This window comes from Stenotrophomonas sp. GD03877 (assembly GCF_029840555.1).
GTDB lineage: Bacteria > Pseudomonadota > Gammaproteobacteria > Xanthomonadales > Xanthomonadaceae > Stenotrophomonas > Stenotrophomonas geniculata.
The window spans coordinates 18,967-40,255 of sequence record NZ_JAOCCT010000014.1 but is presented as its reverse complement, the minus strand read 5'-3'; the positions used below and the strand labels follow the sequence as shown (position 1 = coordinate 40,255).

The following is a 21,289-nucleotide window of genomic DNA, read 5'->3' as shown; positions in this document are numbered from 1 at the left end:
CTGCCTGTGAGCGGGGTGACGAATGAAGATGCAGGGCGTGGCCGCTGCGGTGGTGTGCATCGCAGTGATCGGCGCAGTATGGGCAGCGTGGCCCGAGCCCGCGGGCGATCAGGTGTGGGCCTACCAGAAGCTGCAACCGGCCGATTACCGGTTGCTGCACAGCGATGCGCTCGGCTTCGTGAGCGCGAAGGCCCACGAAGGCTTTGAACTGCATACACGCTATGCCAGAGCAACGTCCTTCGAGATCCGGTGCAAGGGCGTTGTGGTGATGGACGTGGAGAACGCGCCCTCGCGCGTGCTGATCCGCATGCCCGCCGATGCCCGCTGGCGGGCACCGGATATCGAGCGTCTGCGCATCAGCTTCGAGCGCTGGCTGGATCTGCACCAGAGTGAGGGCCGGCTGCTGGTGGAAAGTGCGGGGCCATCGTGGGTTGAGGCGTGGTTGGGGCGCTTCAATGGGGCGATGCCTGATGAGCAGCGGTGTCTATCTGGGGCGCCGCACCGCGATTGACGAGAATCCCCCTGACCGGCCGTCCATAACACCAAGCCACCGAAAGCTCTCTCGACAGCCAAGGCGACTCCTGGTCTCACCCGCGCCACAGGCGGTGCCCCTGCCACCCTGCCGCAGCCCCGAGGCTTTTCACTCGAACTTCGTTCGTCAGGCCAGCCGCGAGGTGGGCATCGACACGTTCACGCCAATCCTTGTAATCAGCGGTTGTCGCTTCCAGAAGTTTGCGAAGCAGGAGCAACAGAAAGAAGGAGCGGTTCGGTGCATAGGGTGCCTCATGTTCAGACCATCCCGCCGACCGAGGACGAACCGCCGAAACACCGAGCTCCTTGTTCCAAAGCCTGCTGTGGTGTGCAACGACGTTTCGCGCCACGCTGGTGACGTGCAGCCAGTTCGCGAAGACGGGGGCTGCCAGGCCCATCTCTCCCGCAACAGCCTTCTGCTCACGGGTGCGAAGCGCCTTGTAGAGGCGGGAGAGCGACCCCAGCGACATGACTTCCGTTGCCATCCAAACCGGTACTTTGGGAAACGCCGGTGCGGTGTACTTGTCCCGGTAGTGCCGAATGAACGTCTCCCTGGAGCGCGTCACTTCACTCTCGACGCCATCCAGCCAATCTGCATGCTCCTGCCCAGCGAAGGCCAGATTACGCGCTTCCAGATGGCCGAAAGCGCCGTTCGCATGTGCGAAGTGGTACGTGAGCACGGTCCGCGTTGCTACCTCGATATGGCCGACGGCCTCCATCACCAGTTCTCTAAGCCCTCTATCGAACTCATAGAGGCTTATCGCTTCTTCGAATGTCGCTTGATCGCAGAAGTTGTCGCTACCGGGCACACGCTGTGTGTAGAGATAGCCCATGAGACGATAGTAGCCGACACGCTGCAGATATCGATTGGCATTAGCGGCATCGCCAATGACAAGCCCGCGTTGCTGGAGTAGATCCAACTGCTCCTGAATCGACAAGGGCGGTTTGCGGTAGCGAGTCATCCTGACTCCAATCAGTAGGCAAAAAAAACCCGCCAATTTGAGCATGTCGCGAACTAGCGCGTCAGAGGCGTGGCGGGTGTGTTGGATGAATTTTAGCGTCCCTTCTGCTTACTTTCAAGTAAATCTGTGTAGTTCCGGTGAATCGTAAATGCCTGTACGAAAAGCACTTCATGGAGAATTTTATTGAGTTTCCGCAGTCTCCCGGGCGCAGATCCAACGAGGTGAAAGGCCGGTCCGGGCGAGCGGCAACAGCCCATCCCCCGGCGTTCTTCCACGCCATACCGGTCGAGTTCCGACACTCGATCGCGGACACCGGCCGCTACGAAGCACGCAGGCACACTCCAACGGTCTGCCGGAATCCCCCTAGCCGCTTCACCAGCAATTCCCGATAGCCCGCGCGGAACGCCCGCCGCACCATCAAGTGCTCCTCCGCAGGAAACCACACATGAGCCTGGCGCTGGTCTACAGCCGTGCCCGCGCCGGGGTCGATGCCCCGCTGGTGCGGGTGGAAGTGCATCTCTCTGGCGGCCTGCCTGTCACTCAGATCGTGGGCCTGGCCGAGGCCAGCGTGCGCGAGTCCCGAGAGCGCGTGCGTGCCGCCCTGCTCTGCGCGCGCTTCGACTTCCCGCAGCGACGCATCACCCTGAACCTCGCGCCAGCCGACCTGCCCAAGGAGGGTGGGCGCTACGACCTGGCGATTGCCCTGGGCATTCTTGCGGCCAGCGGCCAGGTCGATCCGCAGTCGCTGCTGCAGTACGAATTCCTTGGCGAACTGGGGCTGACCGGCGAGCTGCGGCCGGTGGCGGGTGCGCTACCGGCCGCGATCGCTGCAGCCGAGGCCGGGCGCATCCTGGTAGTGCCGCCGGGGAATGCCGCAGAGGCGGCGCTGGCCGAGCACGCCGATGTGCGCGTGGCGCGCACGTTGCTGGAGTGCTGCGCCGGATTGGGCAATCCGCGCTTGTTACCGCCCGTGGAGCGTGTGGACACGACACCGTTGCCACTGCCCGATCTGGCCGACGTGCGGGGGCAGGCGCATGCGCGGCGCGCGTTGGAAGTCGCCGCTGCCGGTGGTCACCATCTTTTGTTGATCGGCAGCCCTGGCTGCGGCAAGACGCTGTTGGCCTCGCGCCTGCCCAGTCTGTTGCCGGATACAGAGGAGGTTGAAGCGCTGCAGCTTGCCGCGATTGCCTCGGTGAGTGGCGAAGGACTGGACCCAAGACGTTGGCGGCAGCGGCCGTTTAGAGCGCCCCATCACAGCGCGAGCGCTGCGGCGCTGGTAGGGGGCGGCAATCCGCCCTGCCCCGGCGAGATCTCGCTGGCCCATCACGGCGTGCTGTTCCTGGACGAGCTGCCGGAGTGGAACCGCAGTGCGTTGGAGACTCTGCGAGAGCCGCTGGAATCCGGTCACATCCGCATCGCCCGCGCGGCACGCAGCGTGCAGTATCCAGCGCGGTTCCAACTGGTGGCTGCGATGAATCCCTGCCCGTGTGGCTGGGCCGGTGACCGCAGCAACCGTTGCCTGTGCAGCGATGAACGGATCAACCGCTACCGCGCACGGGTGTCCGGTCCGTTGCTGGACCGCATCGACCTGCATATCGGCGTGACGCGCATGGATGCGGTGGAGTTGCGGGAGAGCACGCCGCTGGGTGAGCCCAGTGCATCGGTGCGTGCACGGGTGGAAGCCGCACATGCCCGGCAGCAGGCGCGTGGTGGGCTCAATGCGCATCTGCCGCCGGCAGCGCTGCGGGCGTGCACGAAGCTGAGCGAGGGCGATCAGGACATGCTTGAACAGGCCATCGAGCGTCTGCAGCTTTCCGCACGAGCAATGCACCGCATTCTGCGGGTGGCGCGCACGATTGCCGATCTGGCGGGTTGCGAGGTGATCCAGACGGCGCATCTGGCTGAAGCGATTGGCTATCGGCAGCTGGACCGGGGAAAGCCTTAGAAGCACCGGTTGGAGAGGGCGTTGGTAGGGTCGACTGTTAGTCGACTCGCGCGCGAAGCGCGGTTTTCTGCGGAGCGGATGAGTAGAGCAATCGACTCTACCAACAGCGGGCCACGGCTGCGGATGGTGCGATTTGCGAAACGGTCCAGACCGCGCATATGGCGGAGGCAATTGGCTACCGGCAGTTGGATCGAGGGAACCTATGAACCTGATTGAGAGATTCGCCATGGAGCTGTGGTCATCACGCAAAAAAATACCCCGGCCGCATGCCCAGAGGGACAGAGACGGTACCGGGGTGTACGCCACCACCGTAACCCACAGGGGCAGCGCATTGCAATCGGCATCAGTGGAGGCGTCCAGGCAGCGATGAGCCATGACAGATTCGAAGAAGCCCTTTCCCTGGAGCGCTTTGGCCGCTACCTGGATTGGGCGGGGGGCGACCGTAGCCGAGCCATCGCCCTGTATGGATGCAATACCCACTTGTCTGAAAGCCTCTACGCACCACTGCAGACGTTGGAAGTGGCACTGCGAAACCGCATCCACACCGTTCTGACCCAGGCCAAGGGCGAGGCGTGGTACGGCCGAGGCGCTGGCGCCCTGAAGGTTGCTCATCAACTCGAGCAGGTCGCCAAAGCCGTCAACGAATTGGTCAGAGCGGGAAAGACGGTAACAGCAGGCGGTGTGGTCGCCAGTCTCACCTTCAGTTTCTGGACAACAATGTTCAACAAGGATTACGAGGCCCTTTGGCAGCAGATCCTTCACCGGATTGCGGACCCCAGTGCGCCCAGGGGACTGAAGAGGAGGAGCTTTTCGGGACCGCTTACTCGCATACGCGTGCTACGCAACCGCATCGCCCATCACGAACCGATCCTCGGCTGGAACCTGCGCGGGCACCACGATGAGATTCTGACGCTGATCGAATAGCTATCGCCGCCCGCCGCGACATGGTGTCGTGAGAACAACCGCTTTCCGCAGGCATACCCGGAAGACGGAATCACCTTGGTATGTTCGTCCGAGTCGAATAGACACTGACTGCGCGTGTCCTCCTGCGGCCTGCTGCGAAGAGCGGTCGACTAACAGTCGACCCTACCAAGGGCAGGCATCAGGCTGCCGAATGCACCCGCCCACGCCTCGCCAGCAACGCCACCCGACGGCTGACCAGCGCGTGCAGCTCCGCCAGCTCCGACGCCCGGTCAGCCGTCATGTTCCCGCCAAACAGCACCCGCGACAACGCCGCCTCGTCGCTGTCGCCCGGGTACTGCCACCGGTCCCGGTACACCTTCTGGCACACCAGCCAGGCCTGCGGCAGCCCACCGCCGGGTAGCGGGCGGACCACGCGTTCGTAGACATGCCAGAACTGGTATTCGGCCCGCAGGTCGATTGCAGGCGCCACGGACAGCGCCTGCCGGGGCCGTCCTGGGCCCCGGATGCCGAACAGCGGGGTTCGCGGGTTGTACTGAGCCATGCGTACAGGATGCCCCAGCAACATTGTGGGAACCTTGCGTCGCCGCCAGAAAATCCCTGTTGATTGCGCAAGGCGGGTTTCTGGATGGGTTTTAGGGGGCAGAGCCCGTTGCTGCGCAAAGGGATCTGATCCCGCCCCTCGTTGCCTCAGAACGCCATCGAGGTACTGAACATCAGCTGCCGTGGCGCGCTGCGCTGCAGGGTCTGGTAGTCCCCAGAGAACGACGAACCGGCAATGGTGGCGGTGCCGATGTTGTGGCGGTTGAACAGGTTGCTCACGTCCAGCCGCAGCTCCAGGCCGGGCACTGCGCTGTCTGCACCGAAGCGGTAGGCGGCATAGGTGTTGACCTGCCAGAAGGTCGGCACGCGGATGTCGTTCTCGTAGGTGAAAGGCTGGCGCAGGTACGAGGTGCTGGTTGCACCAAAGCGCCAGTCACCGAAGTGCGCGGACAGGTCGCTGACCAGCGAAATCTGCGGGTAGCCCGGCTGGGCATTGCCCTTGATCGGGTACACGGTGTCGCCCACGACGAAATCACTGTCGTAGTACGAACGGGCCACGGCCATGCCCTGGTAGAACTGCAGGTGGTCGGTCAGGTCGGCGGTGATGCCAAGGTCTGCGCCGATCACATGCATCTTCGGCATCAGCCGAACCGTGTTGATCTGCGCGAACTGAGTACCGATGGCGGCCGACAGCAAGCGGTTGCGGATGTCGTTGTAGAACACGTCGCCGGTGATCGTCAGCCGATCGAAGCGATGCGACGCACCCACGGTGAGGTTCCAGTTCTTCTCCGGGCGCAGTGTGCCGGCCACGCGGTCAAACTCTTCCTGGTCGGTGATGGTCCACGCCGAGGCGGTGTAGCCGATGTTGCCGCGCTGGGCCACGCGGTAGCCGTTCATGGTGTTGGCCAGGTCGATGAAGGCATCGGTGGATTCAGTCGGGCTCCAGAACAGCGAGACGTGCGGCAGGAAGTTGCTCTTCGCGCGCAGCGTACCGTTCACCGGCCGATCCTCGGCATTGCCGAGGCCGCCGCCGCTGGTGCGGAAGTCCACAGCCTTGAAGCCGACACCCAGCTTCAGTGTGTCGTTCAGCACGATGTCGTCCTGCAGGTAGAACTGGCGCGAGCGGGTCACCCAGCTCGATGCGTTGTCGGTCTTGAACGCGGGGCCGTACACGTCGAACGGGCCGGTGGCCTTCAGCGGCGGGCCCTCGCCCAGCAGTGGCTGCTGGTACCACTCGGTCTTGGCCGCGGCCTTGCTCTTCTCCTACCAGAAACCGGCAGTGAAGGTGTGCGCGCCGGCCTCGAACTGCAGGTTGACCATGCCGCCCAGGCGGTTGAGGCGCGGCGTCTGTACCTGTTCGGAGAACGGTGCGCCGTTGGGCGACGGTACGGTCGGGTCGGTCAGCGTGGCCTGGGTGTGGCTGTTGGCGTTGTACAGCTGCACGTTGCCACTCAGCGCCGGGGTGATCTGGAAGCGATGGTTGATCGATGACACGCGGTCGCGGGTGGTCTGGCCGGTGTCGTACGGAATCAGTTCGGACAGCTCACCGCAGGTGTAGGCGCCGCAGGATTTGTCCGCGTTTTCCGGCGAGGCCACGTACCACGCCCACGCATAATCGGGATAGAAGATGTCGGCCTTCCAGCCCAGCTTGCGGATCATGTCGAAGGAGATGTTGTTGTAGCCCCAGACCTTGGCCTTGCTGTCGGACAGGAACACGGTGACATCGCCCCAGGCGACGTCCTGCTGCAGCTTCAGGTCGCCGCGCAGGAAGTTCTGCGTGCCCTCGCCCTGGTACTTGTCGGCGGACACGCGCTGCAGGTCGACCAGCACTTTCGGGCCATGCTCACCGAGCTGGCCGCTCTGCCCGGACACGGTGGTGACCAGCGTGTTGTTGCTGCCCACGCCCTGCTTCACGCGCAGGCTGGGCGTGTCCTGCAGGTCGCGCAGGCGGTATTCCAGGCTGCCGCCGTTGACGCTGCTGGAGAACACGCTGACCGGCGCACCACCGGGGCTGACTGTGATCGCGCCGATGCCATCGGGCACGCCCACGTTCACCACGCTGGTGCCGGTAAGCGAGAGGAAGCCGTTGTCGTTCAGCGGCACGCCTTCGAAGGTGATGCCCATTTCGTTCATGCGGAAGCCGCGCACGAACAGGCTGGTGGCGGAGATATCCAGGCCCAGCCCGTCGGTGGCGGTGTAGCTGGCGCCCGGTACCTGCTTCAGCATGGCCAGGCCGTTGTTGCCGGTGACCATCGCGTCGAGGTCTTCGGCCTTGATGATGTAGCGGTTGGGGCCGATCACCTGGGTCGGTGCCACGGCCGCACCGCGCGGTGTGGCGATGACCTGCAGGGCGTTGAGCGTAGTGGGCGTGTCGTGGGTGGCATCGTGCGTTTCTGTGGCGTACGCAGGTGCGGTGATGGCCGCGATGATGGCCAGGGCGAGGCGTGTCGTGGGTGGGGTGTTCATGGGCAGATCCAGGGTGCAGGGAGAGAGCGGCGCAGGCGCACGCCCAGCGCGTTGCAGCACCGGTGTCGGCGCCCTGGCTGGCGATGCGATTGCGTTGGGGGTGACGGCGCAGTGCGCGCCGGTCAGTGGCAGAGGAGGACGATCCTCTGCCTTAGAATTCGATGGCGTGATTTCGACGTGCGAAATTCTTGCATCGCGCTGCCGCATCCGCCATTGCGCGGTGGTACAGCGCGAATGGCGATAGGGATGGATGGGTTATACGTGGGTATAGCCCCGGCGTGGTCGGGGCCGACCTTGGTCGGCGCTTGCCGTCTGCGTGTGCCAACCAAGGTTGGCACCTACCGGGGCGGATGAGGTTGGCAGCTACCTGGACAGCTGACCGCGCGGTTACTGCAGGACGAAGCGCTCGATCGCCCGCGCCACACCTTCATCGGCGTTGCTGGTGGTTTCAAACCGCGCCACCGCCTTCACAGCATCAATGGCATTGCCCATCGCCACGCTGGTACCGGCGTACTGCAGCATGGTCAGGTCGTTTTCCTGGTCGCCGATGGCCATCACGTGGGCGCGGTCGATGCCCAGGTGCGCGGCCAGCTTCTGCAGGCTCGGTCCCTTCCCGGCGCGGCGGTCGAACACTTCCAGGAAGAACGGTGCGCTCTTCAGCACCGCGAAGCGCTCGGTCAGTTCGCTGGGCAGGCGCGCGATGGCGGCATCCAGCACGTCGGGCGCGTCGATCATCATCAGCTTGATGAAGGACATCGACGGGTCCATGTCTTCCACGCGGCGGTAGGACAGTGGCATCCGCGAAAGATGCGAGTCGGCCACGGTGTAATAGCTGATGTCCTGGTTGGGCGTGTACATGCGCTGGCTGTCCAGCGCCTGGAAGTGCACGCCCAGGTCGCGGGCCACCTGCTCGCAGAACAGGAAATCGTCGAAGCTGAGCGGATACTCGACCACGGTTTCGCGCGTGCCGATGCGTTGTACCAGGCCGCCATTGCAGGCGATGCAGTAGTCGTCGTCGCCGGTGATGCCCAGCTCGTGCAGGAACGGTGCCAGGCCGGGAACCGGGCGGCCACTGGTCAGCACGATGTGCACCCCCAGCGCGCGCGCCTGCGCGATGGCCTGCTTGGCCCGGGCGGTGAGCGTGTGGCTGGGGTCCAGCAGGGTGCCATCCATGTCGATGGCGACCAGTTCGATGGTCGATTGCCTGCGGCCCATGTCCATTGCGTTCAACTCGTGCGGGGCACGCCAGTTTACCCCCTCATGCCCGGTTCACCTCTTTGCCCACGTTGGCCGGGATACTGCGGGAGCCTGTGCGTCCCCCACCGCAGGACGGCCCGCTGACCGCCCTTCCTTGGAAAACCTTGCGACGCATGACCTACCGTGCCCCCGAAACCAACGACAGTGCTCCTCTGGCCCAGCAGATCGAGCAGATGATCGACGAGCTGCCCGGCGAGCAGGTCAGCGTCGGCACCCTGCTCAGTGCGCTGGGCGATGAAGGCCTGCTGCTGATCGTGATCCTGCTCTCGGCCATCTTCATCATTCCGGTGTCGATTCCGGGGCTGAGCACCCTGTTCGGCGCCTCGATCCTGCTCATCGGCCTGAGCCGGGTGCGCAACCGCCCGCTGTGGGTGCCGCAGAAGCTGGCGCGCCGCGAGATCGCCACCGACAAGCTGAAGGCCAACCTGGGCCGTGCGCTGAAGTGGGTGCACCGCATGGAGCGGCTGTCGCGGCCGATGCGGCTGGCGGTGATGGTGCGCTCGAAGAAGATGATGCGCCTGAACAACCTGATGCTGGTGTTCGCGACCCTGCTGCTGATGGCGCCCGCCGGACCGATTCCTTTCAGCAACACGCTGCCGGCGCTGGCGCTGATGTCCTTTGCAATCGGCTTCATCCAGCGCGATGGCGCGGCGGTGGCGGCCGGTTACGGCTTCGTGGTGGCCACGGTGGTGTATTTCGGCGTGCTGCTGGGCGGCGTGGGGTTTGCCGCCGAATCGGTGTTCAGCGGGTTCCGCAGCGGTACCGCGGAACTGTAGAGCCGAGCCCATGCTCGGCTGCTCTTCGACCTGTACGGGGAAACCCCGCGCTGCGCGCGTAAGCCGAGCATGGGCTCGGCTCTACAGAACTACTTGGCTGACACCCGCCACACCACGTCGCCCACGTCGTCGGCGACCAGCAGCGCGCCCTCTGCATCCATGGCCATCCCCACCGGCGCACCCATCAGCGTCTTCTCGTCCTTCGAGGCGAAGCCACTGACCACGGTCTGCGGCCGTCCGGTCGGCTTGCCGTCCTTGAACGGCACGTACACCACTTCGTAGCCGCTCAATGGCGAACGATCCCAGCTGCCGTGTTCGCCGATGAAGGCACCGCCGTGGTACTGCGCCGGCAACGCCTGGCCGGTATAGAACAGCAACCCCAGCGGCGCCACGTGCGAGCCGATGGCGTAATCCGGCACGATCGCCTTGGCCACCAGGTCCGGCCGCTGCGGCTGCACGCGCTCGTCCACGTGCTGGCCGTAGTAGCTGTAGGGCCAGCCGTAGAAGCCGTCTTCCTTCACCGAGGTGAGGTAATCGGGCACCAGGTCGGCACCGATCTCGTCGCGCTCGTTCGCCACCGCCCACAACGTGCCGGTGCTCGGCTCCCAGTCCAGTCCGGTCGGGTTGCGGATGCCCGAGGCGAAGATGCGGCTGCCACGGGTGGCCACGTCCACTTCCAGCACCACCGCGCGGCGGTATTCGACGGCCAGGCCATTCTCGGTGATGTTGCTGTTGGAACCCACGCCCACGTACAGCTTGCGGCCATCGCGGCTGGCCAGCAGTTCCTTGGTCCAGTGGTGGTTGATGGTGCTGGGCAGGTCGGTGAACTCGCGGCCCTTGTCGGACATGCGGGTTTCGCCGGGCACGTAGTGGAACTGCACGATGTTGCCGGTGTTGGCCAAGTACAACGTGTCACCGATGAGCTGGATGCCGAACGGCGAATGCAGGCCCTCGATGTAGACGTGCTGGGTCCAGGTGTTCGTTCCCGGCGTGCGGCGCAGCAGGGTGACCCGGTTGCCGCCCTTGCCGGCCTTGCCCGAGCGCGCCTTCACCTTGCCGGCAATCCACTGCTTGGGCGTGGTGACCGGTTCTTCACCGGGGCCGTTGCCTTCCACCACCAGCACATCGCCGTTGGGCAGGGTCAGCAAGCGCCGCGGATGCTGCAGGTTGGCGGCAATGCGCTCGATCTTCAGGCCCTCGGCCACCGTGGGGGTCTGTCCATCAGCCCAGCCGACGCCCTTGGGCACCTGCATCGGCGGCATCAGGAAGTTCTTCGGTGCCGGCAGCGGTGGCTTCGCACCCGACTGGTCGGTGGGGTGGTATTCGGCCTTGCCCGCGCACGCCGACAGGGTGACGGCCAGCGCCAGCGCGGCCACGGTGGGCAGGATGTGCTTAACCATGACGACCTCCCTGCAGCACCGGCGGCTGCAGTGACAGCAGGATCAGGCCCAGTGCGATCAGGGCCACGGTCAGCGCCGACAGGATCGTGCCTGGCACTGCAACGGCATAGGCGTCGCGGCTGTGCACGAAGGCGTTCCAGATGGCCAGCACCACTGCGACCAGATTGAGGAAGAAGTCGATGCGATCGATGCGGGTGGCCGTGCCGTTGCGGCGCCAGACCGTGAACAGGTTGATCAGGCGCGGAATGATGGCGATCAGCAGGCCGAAGGTGATCAGCCAGGCGGCGGCCTTGCCCCACATCACCTCGGCGCTGTTGAGATAGATCGCGTCGAAGATCAGTGCGCCGACGAAGAAGCCGAAAGGTATCGGGTTCAACAGGCTGAACAGCGTGGTGCCAAGGCCGCGATGGGCCTGGGCGAGCGGATTGACCATCATCGTGCTCCGACGCGGAAGGGTGCACGGGCTGTAGTAGCACAGCCGGATGTGAGGGCGCGCGATGACACTGCCTGTGTAGAGCCAAGCCCATGCTCGGCTGCTTTACACACGGGACCGTCCGATCAGCCGAGCATGGGCTCGGCTCTACAGGAACGCGCAGTCGTCATTACCCCGCGGCATAAGCGTTTGTGACGCAATCGGCACATCTGCAGATTGGGTGTGTGAAGAGGTAGGGGGTTGTTCGTTGTGTCGCGTTTGGCTCGTTGCGATGGGGCAGTTCCGCCCCGCCGTCCTGCCATGCCGATTCACAACAGAAGGATTCGTGTATGAAGCGACACACGCAACGCTCCGCGCCACCGCGCTCCGCGCGCCTGGCCCTTGCCACTGCCCTGGTGCTGGGCAGCCTGGCCGTTACCGCCCAGGCCCAGCAGGCCGATCCGCTGGCCGGGCGTCAGTGGCATCTGCTCAACACCGGGCAGGCCGTACTGGGCGATACCCTGCCGGTGGCCGGCAACGATCTCAACGTGGATGGCCTGTTCCGAAATGGCATCCGTGGCCAGGGCGTCACCATCGCCATCGTCGATGACGGCCTGCAGATTGCCCACCCGGACCTGGCCGCCAACGTCGCGGCGGTCGCGGGCAAGAACTTCGCCAACCAGAGCAACAACCCTTCACCGTCCAATCCCGACCGCGACAATCACGGCACCATGGTCGGCGGCATCGCCGGTGCGGTGGGTGCCAACAACCTGGGCGTGCGCGGCGTGGCCTCGGCCGCCACACTCAAGGGCTTCAATTTCCTGGCATCCAATGCCCAGGGCAACTCGAATTCCAACATCGAGTACTCGTGGTGGGACGGCGCCGAAGTGGCCGACGTGGGGGTCTTCAACAACAGCTGGGGCTCCAGCCCGGGCAACCCCAACCTGCCGTTGGCCTACAGCCAGAACGACATCACCGCCTATGAGCAGGCCATGTCCGGCACCCGTGGCGGGCGCGGTGGCATCTACGTGAAAGCCGCCGGCAACAACCACAACAACGGCGCACGCTCGGATGGCACCGACATCTGCTCTGCAGACACCAAGAACCGCAACACCGGTTGCATTCCGGCCGGCCGCGATCCGCGCAACAACCTGTTCAACGTGATCACCGTTGCCGCCGTGCGCGCCGATGGCGTGCGCTCGTCCTACTCGTCCACCGGCTCGGCGCTGTGGGTGTCCGGCTTCGGCGGCGAGAACGGCTGGCAGCGGCAGGTCGTGCCGGGGCAGCTGGCGATCCGCTACGATCCGGCCATTCTCACCACCGACGTCACCGGCTGCGCGCAGGGCAGCAACAAGAATACGAGCCTGCGCAACACATTGGACGGCGACCAGTCCGCCATCGACAGCACCTGCAACTACACCGGCAAGATGAACGGTACCTCGGCGGCCACGCCGATGGTGTCGGGCGTGGCGGCACTGCTGCTGGAAACCAATCCAAACCTGTCCTACCGCGATGTGAAGTACATCCTGGCCACCACCGCCACCCGCAATGACCCGAACCGGGCGGCGGTCACGCACTCCGATGGCCGCGTGCTGGTGCCGGGTTGGACGGTGAATGCCGCCGGCCGCGCCTACAGCAACTGGTACGGCTTCGGCGTGGTCAACGCCGCCCGTGCAGTCGAGGTCGCCGAGAACTTCCAGTCGCTGGGTGCATTGGTGGACAGCGGCTGGCGCAACACGACGCGCACCGTGGCCATCGGCAATACCTCGGCCGCTGCTGCACGTCTGACCTTCCAGCTGGCCAATGGCGCGCGCAACATCGAAAGCGTGCAGCTGGGCTTCCGGGTCAATCACAGCAACACCCGCCAGCTGCAGTTCGTGCTGGTCTCGCCCAGTGGCACGCGCAGCGTGGTGCAGCCGGCATTCACCGCGATCGGCTCTGGCCTCAATGGTGTCCAGCGCAACTTCACCAACTGGGACCTGCTGTCCAGCAATGCCTTCCTGGATGAGAACGCCACGGGCACCTGGACGCTGGAAGTCACCGACCTGGGGCAGGCCGCGAACGCTGCATCGCGTGGCAACCTCGAATTCTTCAAGATCCGCGTTCTGGGGCACTGATGATGAAGACGACCATTCTGTTGAGCACCCTCGCCCTCGCGGCGATGACCACCACCGCCTGGGCACAGAGTTCGGGCCAGACACCTCCGGCGAAGACCTTGTCGACCGTAGACACGCAGCAGTTGAAGGCGGAGGCCACCGGCCGTTCGTTCAATGTGGGCGGCGCGCGCTTCCAGCTGGCGCCGTCGGCAACCGTGCAGCCGGCCAGCGGCGGTCAGTTCCGGATCACCACCGGGGCTGATGCCAGCGCGGCGGCCGTCGGCACCCGCAGCAAGCGGTCCACCGATGCGTCTACCGGTGTGGCCGCACGTGCGGATGCCGGTGCCAGCAAGTTTGCGGCCGCTGTCTCCAACGATGGCGCGCCGGTAGTGGCGACCTCGCGGGTCAAGGTGTTCTTCACCGATGCGGCCTCGGCCCAGCGTGCGGCCACCGCCACCGGCGGCACCGTGGTGAAGGTATCCAAGGCCTCGGGCCGCGCGATTGTGGAGTACCCGTCGGTGAACGCGGCGCTGGATGCGACCACCAAGCTGCTGTCGACCGCCGGCATCAAGGCGGCCGAACCGGACGTGGTGCAGTGGGAAGAAACCAAGTAAGGCGTTGAGTGGTGCCCCCGGCCGGTTGGCTCTCCTGGCCGGCCGGGGGATTGGTGTGGGAGATATGCCGACCAACGGTCGGCACCCACGTGTCGACCAAGGTCGACACCTACCGGGGCAGCGTGCGCGACGAACAGGCGGCATCAGCCGCGCATGGCCCGGGATTACCGGGCGGCGAGTGTGTCGCTGTGTTTGCGGCTGCAGCTGGCCAGTGCGTCGTTGCCGGCGGCTGGATGAGCGGGCTCCAGCAGCAGGCGCTGCACGTCGGAGAACAGCTTGTCCACCGGCATGCCATAGGGCGCGAACAGGCGCAGGCGGCCCTGGCGGTCGAACACGTAGCCACCGGCGATGTGGCTCATGGTGTAGGTCTCCGGCACCTGGCCGGGTTCCTTCTCGTAGAACGCCTTGAAGTCGCTGGCCATCGCGGCCAACTGCGCTTCGTTGCCGACCAGTGCGATCGCCTTGGGGTCGAAGGCTTCCACATAGGTGCGCGCAACCTCCGGCGTATCACGCGCCGGGTCGACGCTGACGAACACCACCTGCAGCTGGTCGGCATCCTTGCCCATCAGGTGCTTGACCTGGCTCAGCTCGACCATGGTGGTCGGGCACACATCCGGGCAGCTGGTGAAACCGAAGAACAGATAGGTCACCTGCCCCTGCAGGTCCTTCGGGCCACGCACGGTTCCGTGGCTATCGGGCATCGACCACTGCTGGCCAAGTTCTTCGCAGGCGATGTCCTTGGAGTAGAAGTCCATGCGCGACTGCGCACTGCAGCCAGCCAGCAGGCCGATGGCCAGGCCTGCCAGCAGCGGCAGGCGGAAACGAGGAGAGAACAACGAACGGACAACAGCAGCAGGACGCTTCACGGGTACCACCAACGCAGATGCGGGCGGGGTCTCGGTCAGGCCTGCCCTTGGGGGAAAAGAGGGCTGAGGTGCCGGGGTGATCGCGCGATCCGTGCCGATCACCCCGGCCACGGTCAGTTGATCATCATGTGGTAGTGCATGCTCCAGATGATCCATACCGACAGCGCGACGATGATGAACAGGATCACCAGGGTGAACACGAAGCTGGCCAGGTTCCAGCCACCTTCGGACTTGCGGTCCATGTGCAGGAAATAGACCAGCTGCACCAGGATCTGCGCCACCGCGAAGCCGACCAGCAGGAACAGCGTGAGCGGACGCGACAGCACCGGGTTCATCACCAGCGCGAACGGCACCACGGTCAGCAGCGCGCACAGCACGAAGCCGATCAGGTAGGACTTGGTGGAGCCGTGCGCATTGCCGGCGCGCGAGGTTTCGACGTGGGCCATGTCAGAAGGCTCCGATCAGGTAGACGAAGGTGAAGACGCAGATCCACACCAGGTCCAGGAAGTGCCAGAACAGGCTCAGGCACGACACGCGGGTGATGTTGGTCGGGGTCAGGCCACGGCGGTAGACCTGGTGCATGACCACCGCCATCCAGATCAGGCCGCTGGCCACGTGCAGGCCGTGGGTGGCGACCAGCGCGAAGAACGCCGACAGGTAGGCACTGGTGCTGGGGCCTGCGCCTTCGTGGATCAGGTGCGAGAACTCATAGATCTCCATGCCGATGAACGAGGCACCGAGCACGAAGGTCACGCCCAGCCAGCGCAGCACCGCCGAGGTGTCGTGGCGGTGCATCGCCAGTACGGCCTGGCCGTAGGTGATGCTGGAGACCAGCAGCAGGAAGGTCTCGGCCATCACGAACGGCAGCGAGAACAGCTCCTTGCCGGTGGGGCCGCCGGCGTAGGCGGTGCTGAGCACCGCGTACGAGGCGAACAGCGAACCGAACAGCACCAGGTCGGACATGAGGTAGACCCACATGCCGAACACCTTCATGCCGCCCTGCTCGTGGCTGTGGTCGTGTTCGTGGTGGTCCTCGTGTGCCTGCGTGCCGGTGGCCAGCTCGGGGCGGGTCAACAGGTTCATGCGCGTACCTCCTTCAGCTTGGCAAGGTTGGCCGCTTCAGTGCGCGCCACCTCTTCGGAACTGACGTAGTAGTCCACGTCCTCGTCGTAAGACCGCACGATCAGGGTGACGATCATCGCGATGAAGCTGGCCGCGGCCATCCACCAGATGTGCCAGACCAGGGCGAAGCACAGCACCAGGATCCAGATGTTGAGGATCAGCGGCACGCCGGTGTTCTTCGGCATGTGGATCGGTGCGTACTTCGTCGGCGGCGGCGGCAGGCCGCGCTTCTTCGCTTCGTGGAAGGCGTCCAGCTCATCGGCCTTGGGCACCACCGCGAAGTTGTAGAACGGCGGCGGCGACGGCGTGGCCCATTCCAGCGTGCGCGCATTCCACGGGTCGCCGGTCAGGTCCAGGTTGCGCTTGCGGTCGCGAACGCTCACGTAGATCTGCACCAGCATCAGGATGATGCCCGCGAACACGAACAGCGCGCCGATGAAGGCGGCGATCAGGTACGGCGTCCACGCCGGGTTGTCGTACTGGTTCATGCGACGGGTCATGCCCATGAAGCCCAGCATGTACAGCGGCATGAAGGCCAGGTAGAAGCCGATCACCCAGCAGGCGAACGACCACTTGCCCAGGCGCTCGTTGAGGGTGAAGCCGAACACCTTCGGGAACCAGTAGGCGAAGCCGGCCAGGTAGCCGAACAGCGCGCCGCCGATGATGGTGTTATGGAAGTGCGCGACCAGGAACAGGCTGTTGTGCAGCAGGAAGTCCGCGCCCGGGATGGCCAGCAGCACGCCGGTCATGCCACCGATGGTGAAGGTGACCAGGAAGGCGATGGTCCACAGCATCGGCACGCTGAACTCGACGCGGCCGCCATACATGGTGAACAGCCAGGTGAAGATCTTCACCCCGGTGGGGATGGCGATGATCATCGTCATGATGCCGAAGAAGGCATTGACGCTGGCACCGGAGCCCATGGTGAAGAAGTGGTGCAGCCAGACGATGAACGACAGGATGCCGATCGCCAGCGTGGCGCCCACCATCGACTTGTAACCGAACAGCTTCTTGCGCGCGAACGTGGCCGTGACTTCAGAGAAGATGCCGAACGCCGGCAGCACCAGGATGTACACCTCCGGATGGCCCCAGGCCCACACCAGGTTCACGTACATCATCGGGTTGCCACCCAATGTGTTGGTGTAGAAGTTGAAGTCCAGGTAGCGATCCAGGGTGAGCGCGCCCAGCGCCACGGTCAGGATCGGGAAGGCGGCGATGATGATCACGCTGGTGACCAGCACGGTCCAGGTGAACACCGGCATCTTCATCAGGGTCATGCCCGGCGCACGCATGCGCAGGATGGTGATGAACAGGTTGACGCCGGTCAGCAACGTACCGATGCCGGACGCCTGCAGGGCCCAGATGTAGTAGTCGACACCTACGCCTGGACTGAACTCGATGCCCGACAGCGGCGGATAGGCGACCCAGCCGGTCATGGCGAATTCGCCAACGCCCAGCGAGATCATCATCAGCGCTGCGCCGACCACGAAGATCCAGAAGCTGAAGGCGTTGAGGAACGGGAACGCCATGTCGCGCGCACCAATCTGCAGCGGCACGATGATGTTCATCAGGCCGACCACGAACGGGGTGGCCACGAAGAAGATCATGATCACGCCGTGTGCGGTGAAGATCTGGTCGTAGTGCTCGGGCGGCAGGAAACCATCACTGCCTGGTCCGGCCGCGGCCAGCTGCGCGCGCATCATCAGCGCATCGGCGAAGCCGCGCACCAGCATGACCAGCGCCACCACCACGTACATGATGCCGATCTTCTTGTGGTCCACGGTGGTGAACCAGTCACGCCACAGCGGGCCCCACAGCTTGAAGTACGTCACTGCGCCAAGCAGCGCGAGGCCACCCAGCACCATGGCCGCCAATGTGACCACGACGATCGGCTCGTGCAGCGGCACGGCCTCCCACGTCAATTTACCCAACATGTTCGTTACTCCTGGGAAACCTGGGCACCACCGGCAGCGCCCGCCGGGGTAGCAGCAGCGGTGTTCTCACCGACGCCGATGAACTGGTCGATGACCTTCTTGAACAGCAGCGGTTCAACACTGGAGAAGTGCTGCACCGGTGCGTTCTTCGACGGCGCGGCCAGCGCCTTGAACTGCGTGAAGCTGAGCGCGTCGGGCGCGCTGCGCACTTCGGCCACCCAGCGCTCGAAGTCTTCGTTGCTGCTGGCAGTGGCGATGAACTTCATGTTCGAGAAGCCATGCCCGCTGTAGTTGCCGGACATGCCACGGAACTGGCCGGGCTCGTTGGCGATCAGGTGCAGCTGCGTGCGCATGCCGGCCATCGCGTAGATCTGCCCACCCAGCTGCGGGATGAAGAAGGTATTCATCGTCGAGTTGGAGGTGATGTTGAATGCCAGCGGACGATTGGCCGGGAAGTTGAGCTGGTTGACCGTGGCGATGCCCAGGTCCGGGTACACGAACACCCACTTCCAGTCGGTGGCGATCACGTCCACGTGCAGCGGTTCGCCAGCCACGTCCAGCGGCTTGTAGGGGTCCAGCTCGTGGGTCGACTTCCACACGATCACCGCCAGCACCGCGATGATGATCAGCGGCACGCCCCAGACCACGATCTCCACCTTGGTGGAGTGCGACCAGTCCGGCGTGTATTTCGCTTTGGTGTTGCCGGCGCGGTAGCGCCACGCGAACACGAAGGTCAGCACGATGGCCGGTATCACCACGATCAGCATCAGGCCGATGCAGATCAGGATCAGGTCGCGCTGGGCGAGCCCGACCATGCCCTTCGAATCCAGCAGCACCCAGTCACAGCCCGACAGGCCGACGCAGGCCAGGGCGACCAGCGCCAGGCGGATGCGGTTCCAGCAGATATTCATTGGAGGTCAACCCTGTTGAAGAAGCGCGCTTGACCGGCTCGCCTGCGCGCAGCGCCCGGGCGTGGAGCGGCTACACTGTGGGTACGAGGTCGCCTACAAGCAGGCGAACCACTCCAATCAAGCCCATACAAGATACAGCATTGTATGGACTTGTGCATCTGCACGTATGGAAAAATCTGACCGATGACGCCACCTGCCGCCGGCCGCCGCCTGAAACATCCCAATCGCACCTGGGTCCGCCCCTTCCGCGAGGGCGCCGGCCCGCTGTACCTGCAGATTGCCCAGCAGGTGCGCGAGGCAGTGGATGACGGCGTGCTGCGCCCGGGCGACCGCCTGCCGCCGCAGCGCGACCTGGCCCAGCAGGTGGGCGTGGACCTGACCACGGTCACCCGCGCCTTTGCCGAGCTGCGCCAGGCCGGCCTGCTCGACGCCCAGGGCGCCGGCGGCACCTTCATCGCACTGTCGGCCGGCAACCGCAGCACCTCGGTCGACCTGAGCATGAACATCCCGCCGCTGCTGGGCAGCGCGCCCTTTGCACAGGGCATGGAGGCCGGTTTCCAGCACGTGGGCCAGCAGCTGGGCCAGGGCGAACTGATGAGCTACCACGTTGGCGCCGGCACCCGCGAGGACCGCGCCGCCGCGGTGCAGTGGCTGGCGCCGATGCTGGGCACGGTGGGTGCCGACCAGGTGGTGATCTGCCCCGGCGCGCAGACTGCACTGTGTGCGCTGATCCTGGCCCGCACCCAGCCGGGCGAGCTGATCGCCGCCGAGCAGCTGACCTACCCGGGCCTGCTGGCGGCCGCGCGCGTGCTGCAGCGGGGCGTGGTGCCGGTGGCGATGGACGCCGGGGGCATGCTGCCGGACGCGCTGGAGGAGGCCTGCCAGCTACGCCGTCCGCGCCTGCTGTACCTGGTGCCGACCATCCAGAACCCGACCACCGCGACAATGTCGGCACAACGCCGGCAGGCTCTGCTGGCGGTGGCGAAGCGCCACGATCTGACCGTGATCGAAGACGATCCCTACTGGTTGCTGGCCGGTGACGCCGCGCCACCGCTGGCCGCCCACCGCGACGCCGGCTGCCCGGTCTACTACATCTCCACCCTGTCCAAGTGCCTGGCCCCGGGCCTGCGCACCGCTTACCTGGTAGTACCGGCCGGCGAGCCGATGGAACCGGTGCTGGACGCGCTGCGCGCCATCGCGCTGATGCCGACCCAGTCGATGGTGGCGGTGGCCTCGCAGTGGATCCGCAGCGGCCAGGCCCAGGACATGGTGCTGCGCTTCCAGCAGGAGCTGCGCGAGCGCCAGGCCATTGCTGCCCGGTACCTGCCGTCCCGCGCGCGGGCGCACCCGGCCGGCCTGCACGTGTGGCTGCCGCTGCCGCCGCGGCTGGACCAGTACCGGCTGATCCAGGCCGCCCAGGAGCAGGGGCTGGGCATCGCCAGTTCCGACGCCTTCAGCGTGGAAGAACCGCCGCCGGGCAACGCGATCCGCCTGTCGCTGGGCGGCGCGGTCGACCAGGGCGCGCTGGCCGGGGCGCTGGCCAAGCTGAACGAGATCCTGTCTGAAGCCCCCGAGGCCCGGCATAACGCCATCGTTTGAGCCATCCACGTGGCACGACATCCATACAAGATGATATTTTGTATGCAATGTATGAATGAAGGGACGTGCATCGATGCGCGCCGAGAAACTGAAGTTCCACCTGGTGATGGCCGGGTGCGGTGGCTTTGTTGTGCTGATGCTGGCCGCGCTGGCCTGGGTCTGCCTGCAGCCGCAGACCGTGGACGTACAGGCCGCCGAACGCCATGCCATCGAGCAGTGCCTGCAGCGCAGCGAGGATCCGTCGCGTAGCGAGATCCAGCGTCGCGCCCAAGCCGACTCCTGCCGCGAGATGCGCAAGCAGTACGTGCACAAGTTTGGCGGGGACGCGTCCTGATGGGCGCAGCCGCGCCGCGTCGCCGCTGGCTGCTGCCGACGATGATCGCCCTCGCCTGCCTGTTCATGGCCGGCGTGGCGGCTGCGCTGTGGCAGTACTTCGGCTACAGCGCGCAGTCCACGTTCACCGAACAGGCCATCGTCTTCGACGACTCGCAGCTGCGCCTGCCGGCCGATCTGGCCGGAGATACCGGCCGCATCCGCGTGGTGCATTTCTGGAACCCGGCCTGCGGCGTGTGCAACCGCGAGACCGGTGCCCACCTGAGCTACCTGATCAGCATGTACCGCCGCGCCGGCATCGACTTCTACGCGATCCGTCGCCCTGGCACGCAGGGCGAACTGCCCGAGCCGCTGCGCAGCAAGGTGATCAACCTGCCGTCCATCGACGGCATCGAGCACATCCCGGCCAGCCCTGCCGTGGCGATCTGGGACCGGCACGGCCATCTGGCCTACGCCGGCCCGTACAGCATCGGCATGGTCTGCAACTCGGCCAACAGTTTCGTCGAACCGCTGCTGGACAAGCTGGTACGTGGTGAGACCGTACGCCCGAAAGGACTGCTTGCCGTGGGCTGCTACTGCCCCTGGCAGGCCAAGCGCTGAG

19 protein-coding genes and 1 pseudogene are annotated in these 21,289 nt (G+C 65.2%); 9 read left to right on the top strand and 11 right to left on the bottom strand.

Annotation, left to right across the window (positions count from 1 at the left end; translation table 11 throughout):
• Window positions 1–22 precede the first annotated feature (22 nt).
• Window positions 23–511, top strand: a complete 489-nt coding sequence (locus tag N5D20_RS12175) for a cold-shock protein (protein WP_197578220.1) — start codon at window positions 23–25, stop codon at window positions 509–511.
• Between the two features lie 76 nt (window positions 512–587).
• Here the strand turns inward: N5D20_RS12175 and N5D20_RS12170 are convergent, their stop codons facing one another.
• Window positions 588–1,493 (bottom strand): Abi family protein, encoded by a 906-nt coding sequence (locus tag N5D20_RS12170; RefSeq protein WP_197578219.1) that lies wholly within the window; start codon window positions 1,491–1,493, stop codon window positions 588–590.
• A 445-nt stretch (window positions 1,494–1,938) separates the two neighbouring features.
• Between N5D20_RS12170 and N5D20_RS12165 the strand changes: the two genes are divergently transcribed.
• Both N5D20_RS12165 and N5D20_RS12160 read left to right on the top strand, forming a co-directional pair.
• Window positions 1,939–3,438, top strand: coding sequence for a YifB family Mg chelatase-like AAA ATPase (locus N5D20_RS12165; protein WP_197578218.1), 1,500 nt, complete (start codon window positions 1,939–1,941; stop codon window positions 3,436–3,438).
• A gap of 366 nt (window positions 3,439–3,804) precedes the next feature.
• Window positions 3,805–4,362 carry an Abi family protein gene (locus tag N5D20_RS12160; protein WP_279914400.1) on the top strand — a complete coding sequence of 186 codons (558 nt, stop codon included), beginning with the start codon at window positions 3,805–3,807 and terminating at the stop codon, window positions 4,360–4,362.
• A 178-nt stretch (window positions 4,363–4,540) separates the two neighbouring features.
• Here the strand turns inward: N5D20_RS12160 and N5D20_RS12155 are convergent, their stop codons facing one another.
• From N5D20_RS12155 to yidA, 3 genes and pseudogenes are all read right to left on the bottom strand, one after another.
• Window positions 4,541–4,927: a hypothetical protein gene (locus N5D20_RS12155; RefSeq protein WP_197578217.1), complete on the bottom strand. Its 387-nt coding sequence runs from the start codon at window positions 4,925–4,927 to the stop codon at window positions 4,541–4,543.
• Window positions 4,928–5,049: 122 nt separating this feature from the next.
• Window positions 5,050–7,368 (bottom strand): annotated as a pseudogene (locus tag N5D20_RS12150) (TonB-dependent receptor).
• A 387-nt stretch (window positions 7,369–7,755) separates the two neighbouring features.
• On the bottom strand, window positions 7,756–8,589 hold the full coding sequence (gene yidA / locus N5D20_RS12145) for a sugar-phosphatase (RefSeq protein WP_197578216.1): 834 nt from the start codon (window positions 8,587–8,589) through the stop codon (window positions 7,756–7,758).
• Between the two features lie 149 nt (window positions 8,590–8,738).
• Between yidA and N5D20_RS12140 the strand changes: the two genes are divergently transcribed.
• Window positions 8,739–9,401, top strand: coding sequence for an exopolysaccharide biosynthesis protein (locus N5D20_RS12140; RefSeq protein WP_197578215.1), 663 nt, complete (start codon window positions 8,739–8,741; stop codon window positions 9,399–9,401).
• A gap of 89 nt (window positions 9,402–9,490) precedes the next feature.
• Here the strand turns inward: N5D20_RS12140 and N5D20_RS12135 are convergent, their stop codons facing one another.
• The gene (locus tag N5D20_RS12135; protein ID WP_197578214.1) at window positions 9,491–10,801 is read right to left on the bottom strand and encodes a sorbosone dehydrogenase family protein; all 1,311 of its coding nucleotides are present in this window, start codon (window positions 10,799–10,801) and stop codon (window positions 9,491–9,493) included.
• Window positions 10,794–11,234, bottom strand: a complete 441-nt coding sequence (locus tag N5D20_RS12130) for a DUF2231 domain-containing protein (protein WP_010482106.1) — start codon at window positions 11,232–11,234, stop codon at window positions 10,794–10,796. The genes N5D20_RS12135 and N5D20_RS12130 overlap by 8 nt, the downstream gene beginning before the upstream one ends.
• 329 nt (window positions 11,235–11,563) lie before the next feature.
• Between N5D20_RS12130 and N5D20_RS12125 the strand changes: the two genes are divergently transcribed.
• Together N5D20_RS12125 and N5D20_RS12120 are read left to right on the top strand one after the other, a co-directional pair.
• Window positions 11,564–13,330 (top strand): S8 family serine peptidase, encoded by a 1,767-nt coding sequence (locus N5D20_RS12125; protein WP_010482107.1) that lies wholly within the window; start codon window positions 11,564–11,566, stop codon window positions 13,328–13,330.
• Entirely contained in the window at window positions 13,330–13,923 is a 594-nt protein-coding gene (locus N5D20_RS12120) for a hypothetical protein (protein ID WP_043401240.1), read from the top strand. The genes N5D20_RS12125 and N5D20_RS12120 overlap by 1 nt, the downstream gene beginning before the upstream one ends.
• Window positions 13,924–14,087: 164 nt before the next feature.
• Here the strand turns inward: N5D20_RS12120 and N5D20_RS12115 are convergent, their stop codons facing one another.
• The 5 genes from N5D20_RS12115 to cyoA form a co-directional block, all read right to left on the bottom strand.
• Window positions 14,088–14,759, bottom strand: coding sequence for an SCO family protein (locus N5D20_RS12115; RefSeq protein ID WP_010482109.1), 672 nt, complete (start codon window positions 14,757–14,759; stop codon window positions 14,088–14,090).
• Between the two features lie 143 nt (window positions 14,760–14,902).
• Complete coding sequence (cyoD, locus tag N5D20_RS12110; RefSeq protein WP_005411473.1) at window positions 14,903–15,235, bottom strand: cytochrome o ubiquinol oxidase subunit IV; 333 nt, start codon at window positions 15,233–15,235, stop codon at window positions 14,903–14,905.
• Window position 15,236: 1 nt separating this feature from the next.
• Window positions 15,237–15,872: a cytochrome o ubiquinol oxidase subunit III gene (cyoC, locus tag N5D20_RS12105; RefSeq protein WP_010482111.1), complete on the bottom strand. Its 636-nt coding sequence runs from the start codon at window positions 15,870–15,872 to the stop codon at window positions 15,237–15,239.
• Window positions 15,869–17,845 carry a cytochrome o ubiquinol oxidase subunit I gene (gene cyoB / locus N5D20_RS12100; protein ID WP_019336321.1) on the bottom strand — a complete coding sequence of 659 codons (1,977 nt, stop codon included), beginning with the start codon at window positions 17,843–17,845 and terminating at the stop codon, window positions 15,869–15,871. Before cyoB ends, cyoC begins: the two co-directional genes overlap by 4 nt.
• 5 nt (window positions 17,846–17,850) lie before the next feature.
• Window positions 17,851–18,756 carry a ubiquinol oxidase subunit II gene (gene cyoA, locus N5D20_RS12095; protein WP_010482114.1) on the bottom strand — a complete coding sequence of 302 codons (906 nt, stop codon included), beginning with the start codon at window positions 18,754–18,756 and terminating at the stop codon, window positions 17,851–17,853.
• A 183-nt stretch (window positions 18,757–18,939) separates the two neighbouring features.
• Between cyoA and N5D20_RS12090 the strand changes: the two genes are divergently transcribed.
• From N5D20_RS12090 to N5D20_RS12080, 3 genes are read left to right on the top strand one after another with little or no spacing between them, the layout of a single operon-like run.
• A complete protein-coding gene (locus tag N5D20_RS12090; protein ID WP_197578213.1) occupies window positions 18,940–20,355 on the top strand; it encodes a PLP-dependent aminotransferase family protein in 1,416 nt (471 codons plus the stop codon).
• A 55-nt stretch (window positions 20,356–20,410) separates the two neighbouring features.
• The gene (locus N5D20_RS12085; RefSeq protein ID WP_227852303.1) at window positions 20,411–20,689 is read left to right on the top strand and encodes a hypothetical protein; all 279 of its coding nucleotides are present in this window, start codon (window positions 20,411–20,413) and stop codon (window positions 20,687–20,689) included.
• Window positions 20,689–21,288, top strand: coding sequence for a DUF6436 domain-containing protein (locus N5D20_RS12080; RefSeq protein ID WP_197578212.1), 600 nt, complete (start codon window positions 20,689–20,691; stop codon window positions 21,286–21,288). Before N5D20_RS12085 ends, N5D20_RS12080 begins: the two co-directional genes overlap by 1 nt.
• Window position 21,289 lies beyond the last annotated feature (1 nt).